The 9,173-nt window shown below is 57.5% G+C and carries 8 protein-coding genes; 7 read left to right on the forward strand and 1 reads right to left on the reverse strand.

All coding sequences use genetic code 11. The features are described from left to right. Window positions 1-62 precede the first annotated feature (62 nt). The 7 genes from ENTHG_RS15745 to ENTHG_RS15775 all read left to right on the forward strand — a co-directional run bounded on the left by ENTHG_RS15745 (window position 63) and on the right by ENTHG_RS15775 (window position 8,169). A complete protein-coding gene (locus tag ENTHG_RS15745) occupies window positions 63-953 on the forward strand; it encodes a hypothetical protein (RefSeq protein WP_052332726.1) in 891 nt (296 codons plus the stop codon). 17 nt (window positions 954-970) lie between these two features. Next, a complete protein-coding gene (locus ENTHG_RS15750) occupies window positions 971-1,471 on the forward strand; it encodes a hypothetical protein (protein ID WP_044181646.1) in 501 nt (166 codons plus the stop codon). A 320-nt stretch (window positions 1,472-1,791) separates the two neighbouring features. After that, window positions 1,792-2,238 carry a VOC family protein gene (locus tag ENTHG_RS15755; protein ID WP_044181648.1) on the forward strand — a complete coding sequence of 149 codons (447 nt, stop codon included), beginning with the start codon at window positions 1,792-1,794 and terminating at the stop codon, window positions 2,236-2,238. A gap of 167 nt (window positions 2,239-2,405) precedes the next feature. Beyond that, entirely contained in the window at window positions 2,406-2,606 is a 201-nt protein-coding gene (gene glgS, locus ENTHG_RS15760) for a cell surface composition regulator GlgS (protein WP_044181650.1), read from the forward strand. Window positions 2,607-2,870: 264 nt separating this feature from the next. Beyond that, window positions 2,871-4,838: a YjhG/YagF family D-xylonate dehydratase gene (locus ENTHG_RS15765; protein ID WP_044181652.1), complete on the forward strand. Its 1,968-nt coding sequence runs from the start codon at window positions 2,871-2,873 to the stop codon at window positions 4,836-4,838. Between the two features lie 324 nt (window positions 4,839-5,162). Further along, entirely contained in the window at window positions 5,163-6,542 is a 1,380-nt protein-coding gene (locus ENTHG_RS15770; RefSeq protein ID WP_044181654.1) for a glycoside-pentoside-hexuronide (GPH):cation symporter, read from the forward strand. A gap of 10 nt (window positions 6,543-6,552) precedes the next feature. Then, on the forward strand, window positions 6,553-8,169 hold the full coding sequence (locus tag ENTHG_RS15775; RefSeq protein ID WP_044181657.1) for a glycoside hydrolase family 43 protein: 1,617 nt from the start codon (window positions 6,553-6,555) through the stop codon (window positions 8,167-8,169). Between the two features lie 12 nt (window positions 8,170-8,181). Here ENTHG_RS15775 and ENTHG_RS15780 read toward each other — a convergent pair whose 3' ends face one another. Next, window positions 8,182-8,943, reverse strand: a complete 762-nt coding sequence (locus tag ENTHG_RS15780; RefSeq protein ID WP_044182518.1) for an IclR family transcriptional regulator — start codon at window positions 8,941-8,943, stop codon at window positions 8,182-8,184. Window positions 8,944-9,173: the final 230 nt, after the last annotated feature.

Genomic DNA, 9,173 nt, shown 5'->3' on the forward strand with positions numbered 1-9,173 from the left:
TCTCCTTTGAGATGGGCAGTGAGCTGCAGGTGTATGAGCAGTGTCAGCGTAAGGAATAACGTATGCGGAAAATGATAGTCATCGCGGCCTTGCTCCCTCTGCTGGCGCAGGCCGAGGGGAGGCTCACGGTGCAGCCGCAGGGTAACAACAGCGTCCGCATTTTTTCGCAGGGTGAAACCGGCAGCGGCGGGAGCGATACCCTCGGCATCGTGCAGGCGGCCAATCGCGCGACAACCCTGAGCGTTAGCCCGTCTGGCGTCAGCCAGTGCGCAGGCGGCGATATCGTCCTGGAGGGGCTGCGGGTTTCCGTTACAAATATGCTGGATAACAGCAAGCTGGAGTGCGGCGCCTCGCTGTTTGTCGGCGCGGACAGCCAGAAACGTGAAATTCCGCTGAAGGTCAGCGCCACCCTGACGCCCCGCAAAACGTCGCGGAGCCTGACGGCGACAATGCCGGGCAACCTGCCGATAGGCAGCGTTAGCGTCATGGAGGATGGCGGGGAGAGCCAACAATATCCGCTGTATCTCGATTTGAGCCTGCTCCAGGATCAGATGGAGGTGCTGACGGCGTCATTTAGCAAGCCGGCGCTGCATCTCGGCAGCGTAGGCGATAACCATGATGTCTCTGGCACCGTGACGCTGCGGGTCAGTAAAACCCTCGAGGCAGGAAACGAGGCGATGCCCTGGACGCTTAGCCTTGAGTCCTCCCAGGCGCATAACAACCAGTACCGGATGCGAGCCTCAACGCAGGATCGTATGGTCCCTTACCACATTCTGATATCGGATCACGAAATCTTGCCGAATGGCGTGTGGCAGGGGCGAGTGCCGGCAGGAAGCGGTACGTCACAGGCGGTGGATATTCAGTTCAAGCTGGAAGGTAAGCAGACGCGGGGTATGGCTGCTGGCATCAGCTTAATGGATACCGTGACTGCCGTTATTACACCGGAAAGTTAGGATCTTAGGAGAAGAGAATGAAACGTATATTTTTCACCACGCTGCTGGCGCTTACTTCGTTGAACGTATCCGCCCTCCCATCCATGAAAACGTCCATTGATGTCCAGGCTGAAATCAGCACCAGCGTGCGTATCTATGTCGAGGGCAACGATGTGACCAACGGTGCGATTACATTAAAGCTTGAAGAGAAAAACGGCTATATGACCGGCACAACGCCAGAGCTTCTGTTTATTGGCAACGCCAGTTCTGTGTCGGTGTCGCTGACTTCGCCAGCTACAAAAGGGCTGGTTTCAGAGAATGGCGATCAGATGCGCATCAATACCGCCTGGATCAAGCCCGGCGACAGGGACATATCGACCTCTTATCCTGTCAATAATCTGCCGGTGTACCCCACCCTGCAGGATGCGACAAAAGATACCAGCATCAGGGTCCGCTTCACCTCCGCAGACCGCAGTGAGACCTATCCATTAGGTCTCTATAGCGGAACGTATGAGATCATGGTGACGCCTTCCATTTAAGGATAAAGCCTGGCAATCAGGGAACGTAACAAAAGCCTCATCGTTCACCGTGAGGCTTTTTTATTGTCCTTTTCTCAGGGAGCATCCTCTTTAGTTCCAGGCGGGTATCGCAGCCAGATAGCGTTTTGTCCGCCAGCGCGATTCTTTTTCCCCCTCCTTTTGCCGCGCTGGCCGTCAAACTGGCGTTGACGCCCATTTAAAGGCAAAAAAATCTGAAAGCGTGTTTTTTTAGAAATAAGCCATGTTTTGATTAACCCATGGATGCTATTTGTCGTTTTCAGCCAGAAGCACAATGCATGCAGCCAGTATCAGGAGGGGGTATGACCGCGGATCTTAATGAAATTGATGTTTTGTTTGTCGCAGGCTTTGGCCCTGTCACGCGTGATACCGCCATCAGTAAAGCGTTTTATAAGGATACGCTCCGCTTACCGTTAAAGCATATGGAAGGCAATAGCGACTACATGATGACGGACGTGGATGTGTTGGCTGGCGTAAAGCATTTTGCACTCTGGCCTCTGTCTCAGGCCGCGCAGTCCTGTTTTGCTACAGAAGAATGGCCGGAAGATATTCCTGTTCCTCAGGGATGGGTCGAGTTTGAAGTGCAGGATATCGAAAAGGCCACCGAAATCCTGATTAAAAAGGGGTACCAGCTGCTCATTGACAAGCGTCTGGAGCCCTGGGGGCAGACGGTGACCCGTTTACTCAGCCCCGAGGGATTGCTGACCGGCGTGACCATCACGCCGTGGCTACGTTCGGATGCGTCATAGAGCGCCGGGCAATAGCCGTTGGGAATTTCAAATAATGTTAATTACGAGGGGTTTTGCGCGACGTAAAGCGCACGCGCCGATCAAAAAATGATCGTTTTCAGGCGGATACTGAACTCAGAAAGCATATGACCTTAAACATTAATCATAATAATTGGAGGAATATGCTAATGAACCGACAGGATTTACATGCACTAAAGAACTTTGATTTTCTGGCGCGCAGCTTTGCCCGTATGCACGCCCTGGGCCAGCCAGTGGATATCGACGCCGTCACCGGCAACATGAATGATGAACAGAAAGCATGGTTCCGGGAGCGATACAGACACTACCGAAAGCAGGCTGAGCGGGCGGGAGTAAAAGAACTGCGGTAATTTACCCCAAAAACCGTGCCAGCCCTCAGGCTGGCACCCCTTCACCTTAACCGTGCCGCACCCCCGCCCATTACATTCCGTTGCCGCCCGTTTTGTGATCAAGCCTCAAAAAAGCGTAGTCTGCCCGACTGTCTGATTTACCTCTGTGCAACACCTGGATTACAGTGAATCAAATTATAAGAACGTTGTTCTATAATGTAGAACAACTTCCGAAATGACGTCGCCAGCCGTTCTGTGAACGCGGCTGGCCGGGAGAATATGACAATGTCCATCAACACCATTTTTACCCCGCAGGATGAACAGTTCTATGCGGTGAAAACCCACGCCGCCGGGCCGCAGGGGGCGCTGCCGCTGACACCACAAATGCTGCTCGAATCCCCCAGCGGCAATCTGTTCGGCATGACGCAAAACGCCGGGATGGGCTGGGATGCCAACAAACTCACCGGCAGAGAAGTCCTGCTGATCGGCACCCAGGGCGGGATCCGGCACTCGGACGGTCGCCCCATTGCGCTGGGTTATCACACCGGGCACTGGGAGATCGGCCTGCAAATGTCGGCAGCGGCAAAAGAGATCACCCGCCTGAGCGGCATTCCCTTCGCCGCCTTTGTCAGCGACCCGTGCGATGGCCGCTCCCAGGGCACCCACGGCATGTTCGACTCCCTGCCGTACCGTAACGACGCGGCGATCGTCTTTCGCCGCCTGATCCGCTCGCTGCCGACGCGCCGGGCGGTGATCGGCGTCGCCACCTGTGACAAAGGCCTGCCCGCGACGATGATCGCCCTGGCGTCAATGCACGATCTGCCGGTGATCCTTGTGCCGGGCGGGGCGACCCTGCCGCCCACCTTCGGGGAAGACGCCGGAAAGGTACAGACCATCGGCGCGCGTTACGCCAACAACGAACTGAGCCTGAAAGAGGCCTCCGAGCTGGGCTGTCGCGCCTGCGCGTCCCCCGGCGGCGGCTGCCAGTTCCTCGGCACCGCGGGCACCTCGCAGGTGGTGGCCGAAGCGTTAGGGCTGGCGCTGCCGCACTCGGCGCTCGCGCCATCGGGCCAGGACGTCTGGCTGGAGATCGCCCGCCAGTCGGCGCGGGCGGTGATGGCGCTGGACGAGAAGGGCATTACCGCCCGCGACATCCTCACCGACAAAGCCATCGAGAACGCGATGGTAGTGCACGCGGCCTTTGGCGGCTCCACCAACCTGCTGCTGCATATCCCCGCCATTGCCCATGCGGCCAAATGCCGTATGCCGGACGTGGCGCAGTGGAGCGCCATCAACCGCAAAGTGCCGCGCCTGGTGAGCGTCCTGCCCAACGGCCCGGACTACCACCCAACGGTGCGCGCGTTCCTGGCAGGCGGCGTACCGGAAGTGATGCTCCACCTGCGTCGGCTGGGGCTGCTGCACGAAGATGTGATGACGGTAACCGGGCAGACCCTCGGTGAAAACCTCGACTGGTGGGAGCACTCTGAGCGCCGCGCGAAGTTCCGTCAGTGCCTGCGCGAGCAGGATGGCGTGGAGCCGGATGAGGTAATCCTGTCGCCGGAAGGGGCAAAAGCCAAAGGGATGACCTCCACGGTGGCCTTCCCGGTAGGCAACATTGCGCCGGATGGCTCGGTCATCAAAGCCACGGCGATCGACCCATCGGTGGTGGACGACGACGGCGTCTACCGCCACACCGGCGAGGCGCGGGTCTTTGTCTCGGAAGAGGCGGCCATCAAAGCCATCAAGCAGGGGCAGATCCAGCAGGGCGACATCATGGTTATTATCGGCGGCGGGCCATCCGGCACCGGCATGGAAGAGACCTACCAGCTTACGTCGGCGCTGAAGCACATCTCGTGGGGGAAAACCGTTTCGCTGATTACCGATGCGCGTTTCTCCGGCGTCTCTACCGGGGCCTGCCTGGGGCATGTCGCGCCGGAAGCGCTGGCGGGCGGGCCGATTGGCAAGCTACGCAGCGGCGATCTGATTGAGATCGTGGTCGATCGCCTGTCGCTGGAAGGAAGCGTGAACTTTATCGGCACAGCGGCTGCGCGCCTGACGCCGGAAGAGGGCGCTGTTGTACTGGCGGGGCGCGAGCTGCACCCGGAACTGAAAGCCCATGACTTCCTTCCTGACGACACCCGCCTGTGGGCGGCGCTCCAGGCGGTAAGCGGCGGCACCTGGAAAGGGTGCGTATACGATACCGATAAAATTATTGAGGTGATTAATGCCGGTAAAAAAGCGCTTGGCCTTTAATTAATTAACGGTCTTCACCGCGCCGCCGAATAAATTATTCGGCGGCTAAAATAAGATTTAAATAAAATATCCCGGACGGGAGAAATATCTGTTGCTGTCGGCAGGTAAACTGTATCGCTATCACAGAAGTTAAAATACATAATTACGAAAGCAAAAATGACAATTGTTGCTCTATTTCATTCCTTCCTACAATCAAATCCGCATTAGCCATCTTTTAAGCGCACGAATAAAGGGTGTATTCCTCGCAAAATGCACGCTCACGCATTTTATTTTGTAGGTCCCGGCCATTCGCAATCAATTCCTCTCATATGACTGGAGGTAAAAATGCAGTTAACGATGAAAGATAAAATCGGCTACGGGCTGGGGGATACCGCCTGCGGTTTTGTCTGGCAGGCCACCATGTTTTTGCTGGCGTACTTCTATACCGACGTTTTCGGCCTCTCTGCGGGCGTCATGGGCACGCTGTTTTTGATTTCCAGGGTGCTGGATGCGGTAACCGACCCGCTGATGGGGCTGCTGGTTGACCGTACCCGTACCCGCTACGGCCAGTTCCGCCCGTATCTGCTGTGGGGGGCGATCCCGTTTGGTATCGTCTGCGTATTAACTTTCTATACGCCTGATTTCTCCGCGCAGGGGAAAATTATTTACGCCTCGATTACCTATATATTACTGACCCTGGTGTATACCTTCGTTAACGTTCCCTACTGTGCTATGCCCGGCGTTATTACCGCCGATCCGAAAGAGCGCCACGCGTTACAGTCCTGGCGCTTTTTCCTCGCCGCCGCCGGGTCATTAGCTATCAGCGGGATTGCCCTGCCGCTGGTAAATATTATCGGTAAAGGTAACGAGCAGGTGGGTTATTTCGGCGCGATGTGCGTGCTGGGTATTTGCGGCGTCGTTCTGCTGTTTGTCTGCTTTTTTACGACCAAAGAACGTTACACTTTTAATGTTCAGCCCGGCGCTTCTGTTAAGAAAGACCTGAAACTCTTAATGGGTAATAGCCAGTGGCGAATTATGTGCGCCTTTAAAATGATGGCTACCGGCTCTAACGTCGTGCGCGGCGGGGCGACGCTCTATTTTGTGAAGTACGTCATGGACCACCCGGAGCTGGCAACGCAGTTCCTGCTGTACGGCAGCCTGGCGACCATGTTCGGCTCCCTCTGCTCGTCACGCCTGCTTGGGCGCTTTGACCGCGTTACCTCGTTCAAGTGGATCATTGGCATTTATTCCCTGATCAGCCTGAGCATTTTCTTTATTCCCTCAGACAATATCGCGCTGATTTTCGCCCTCAATATTCTGTTCCTGTTTGTCTTTAACACCACCACGCCGCTGCAGTGGCTGATGGCCTCTGACGTGGTCGATTATGAAGAGAGCCGCAGCGGGCGTCGCCTCGACGGGCTGGTCTTCTCCACCTACCTGTTCAGCCTGAAAATCGGCCTGGCGATTGGCGGCGCGCTGGTGGGCTGGATCCTTGCGTTCTCCAGCTACTCGGCAGGCAATGCCGTCCAGCCGGATAACGTCCTGACCACCATTAAAATCCTCTTCTGCATTGTGCCGGTGGTGCTCTACGTCGGTATGTTTACCCTGCTGTCGTTCTACAAACTGAGCAGCAAACGGGTGGAAGAGATAAGCCAGCAGCTGCAGCGCCAGCGCGCAACGCAGCCGCAGACGCAGCCTGCCGATGCCGCAGCGGCAGTGAACTAAGGAGAGAATCATGTACCAGATTGAAAACCCGATCCTCACCGGCTTCAACCCGGACCCGTCCATGTGCCGCGTGGGGGAGGATTACTACATCGCCACCTCCACCTTTGAGTGGTTCCCCGGCGTGCGTATTTATCACTCCCGCGACCTGAAAAACTGGACGCTGGTCAGTACGCCTCTCGACAGCGTGGCGCTGCTGGATATGAAAGGCAACCCGGACTCTGGCGGCATCTGGGCGCCCTGTCTGAGCTACGCCGACGGCAAGTTCTGGCTGCTCTATACCGACGTGAAAATTGTCGATTCGCCGTGGAAAAACGGCCGCAACCTCCTGGTGACCGCCCCCTCGGTGGAAGGGCCGTGGAGCGATCCCATTCCCATGGGCAACGGCGGGTTCGACCCGTCGCTGTTCCACGATACCGACGGGCGAAAATATTACATCTATCGCCCATGGGGGCCACGCCATCACAGCAACCCCCATAACACCATTGTGATGCAGGAGTTTTTTGCCGACACGCAAACTCTCTCGCCGCAGCGTTCCACGCTCTTCACCGGTACGCCGCTGGGCTATACCGAAGGGGCGCATATCTATCGCCGCGACGGTTACTACTATCTGCTGGTGGCGGAAGGGGGCACCAGCTACGAACATGCGGTGGTGATACTGCGGGCGAAGGACATTACCGGCCCTTATGAACTGCACCCGGACGTCACGATGATGACCAGCTGGCATCTGCCGGAAAACCCGCTGCAAAAAAGCGGCCACGGCTCGCTGCTGGAGACCCATACCGGCGAGTGGTATATGGCCTACCTGACCAGCCGCCCGCTGCATCTGCCGGGCATTCCGCGGCTGGCGGCAGGCGGGCGCGGATACTGCCCGCTCGGGCGCGAAACCGGGATAACCCGCATCGAATGGCGTGATGGCTGGCCTTACGTTGAGGGCGGCAAACATGCGGCGCTGACGGTGCCGGGGCCGCGGATGACCGAGCAGCCTGGCGCGGGTTCGGGCGCATGGCGCACGGATTTCGACAGCGACAGGCTCGACCCGGAACTGCAAACGCTGCGCATTCCGTTTGATGAGCAGCTCGGCTCGCTTACCGCTCGCCCCGGCTTTTTGCGCCTTTACGGCAATGATTCGCTCAACTCCGCCTTTACCCAGTCCACGGTTGCCCGCCGCTGGCAGCATTTTCGTTTTCATGCTGAAACGCAGATGGCCTTTTCGCCGCGGCACTTCCAGCAGAGCGCCGGGCTGACCTGCTATTACAACAGCAAAAACTGGTCGTACTGCTTTATGGATTATGAAGAGGGGCGCGGGCGGACGCTGAAAATTATCCAGCTCGACCATAACGTGGCCCACTGGCACCTGTACGATAAGCCCATTGAGGTGCCGGAGAGCGTGGAAAACGTCTGGCTGCGGGTGGATGTCGACCATCTGGAATACCGCTACAGCTACTCTTTCGAGGGTGAAAACTGGCAGGCCATTCCGCTGACCTTTGAGGCATGGAAGCTGTCGGATGATTATATCGGTGGCCGGGGCTTCTTTACCGGCGCGTTTGTTGGGCTGCACTGCGAGGATATCAGCGGCGACGGCTGCCATGCTGATTTCGCCTCGTTCGTTTATCAGCCTGAGGCGTAGCAGGACGCCGGGCTAGCGTTCACGGTAGCCCAGCGTTTTCGACAGCCCCAGCCCGGCGGCTATCAGCTTCTGCCGGCAGGCCGCCAGCTGTTCGTCATTCACCCGCGAGGTAAGGGTGGAGAGGCTCAGCGCGGCGATCACCCGCGATTCGTGGTTCCACACCGGCACCGCAATGCAGCGCACGCCAGGCTCGTTCTCTTCGTTGTCGAGGGCGTAGCGGTTGTGGCGGGTTTGCGCCAGCGCCGCCAGCAGCGCGGCGCGGTCGGTCAGGGTGGCGGGGGTAAAGCGGGTGAATGAGTAGCCGTCCAGTATGGCGTTAAGCTCCTCGTCCCCCAGCCAGGCCATCAGCACCTTGCCAATGGCCGTGGCGTGAACGGGCAGGCGGCGGCCAATGCGCGAATAGGCGATGGCCGCCTGCTTACCTTCGATTTTTTCAATATAGACGCCTTCGTTGCCGTCCAGAATGCCCAGGTGGGTGGTCTGCCCCGTCTCCTGGGAAAGGGTGGTAAGCCAGCTTTTTGCTTTCTGGCGGATGTCCATCGTGCCAACGACAAAGTGGCCGCGCTCGACCAGCTTCATTCCCAGGCAGTATTTGCCGTTATCCGGGTTCTGATCGATATAGCCATGAAGCTGGAGCGTTTTCAGCAGCGAGTGAAGGGTACTTTTGCTCAATCCCATCTGCTGGCTTATCTCGGTGATTTTGAGTTCCGTCGCCTGGTCGTTAAACAGGTCGAGGATCTGCAAAGCACGTTCAACAGACTGAATTATCGGCATAATTTTTACCATTCACGAGGAATTCTCTGCGTGTGACCGTACTATTTTCACCGGGGAAAAGCAATGCTGGCAGGTGTCAGGAAACGATGTGTGCGGCCTGACACCCTCACCCCGGCCCTCTCCCTGGAAGGGAGAGGGGGAAAACCATAGCCCCGGTCCGCTCCCTGGGAGGGAGAGGGAGAAAACCATAGCCCCGGTCCGCTCCCTGGGAGGGAGAGGGGGAAAACCGT

It is taken from the genome of Phytobacter massiliensis JC163, from assembly GCF_000321045.1.
In the GTDB taxonomy this organism is placed as follows: Bacteria; Pseudomonadota; Gammaproteobacteria; order Enterobacterales; family Enterobacteriaceae; genus Phytobacter_A; species Phytobacter_A massiliensis.

Coding starts and splice junctions, on each gene's coding strand:
- glgS (WP_044181650.1), top strand. CDS start 2,406: ATGAACCGACAGGATTTACATGCACTAAAGAACTTTGATTTTCTGGCG.
- ENTHG_RS15745 (WP_052332726.1), top strand. CDS start 63: ATGCGGAAAATGATAGTCATCGCGGCCTTGCTCCCTCTGCTGGCGCAG.
- ENTHG_RS15750 (WP_044181646.1), top strand. CDS start 971: ATGAAACGTATATTTTTCACCACGCTGCTGGCGCTTACTTCGTTGAAC.
- ENTHG_RS15775 (WP_044181657.1), top strand. CDS start 6,553: ATGTACCAGATTGAAAACCCGATCCTCACCGGCTTCAACCCGGACCCG.
- ENTHG_RS15770 (WP_044181654.1), top strand. CDS start 5,163: ATGCAGTTAACGATGAAAGATAAAATCGGCTACGGGCTGGGGGATACC.
- ENTHG_RS15755 (WP_044181648.1), top strand. CDS start 1,792: ATGACCGCGGATCTTAATGAAATTGATGTTTTGTTTGTCGCAGGCTTT.
- ENTHG_RS15765 (WP_044181652.1), top strand. CDS start 2,871: ATGTCCATCAACACCATTTTTACCCCGCAGGATGAACAGTTCTATGCG.
- ENTHG_RS15780 (WP_044182518.1), bottom strand. CDS start 8,943: ATGCCGATAATTCAGTCTGTTGAACGTGCTTTGCAGATCCTCGACCTG.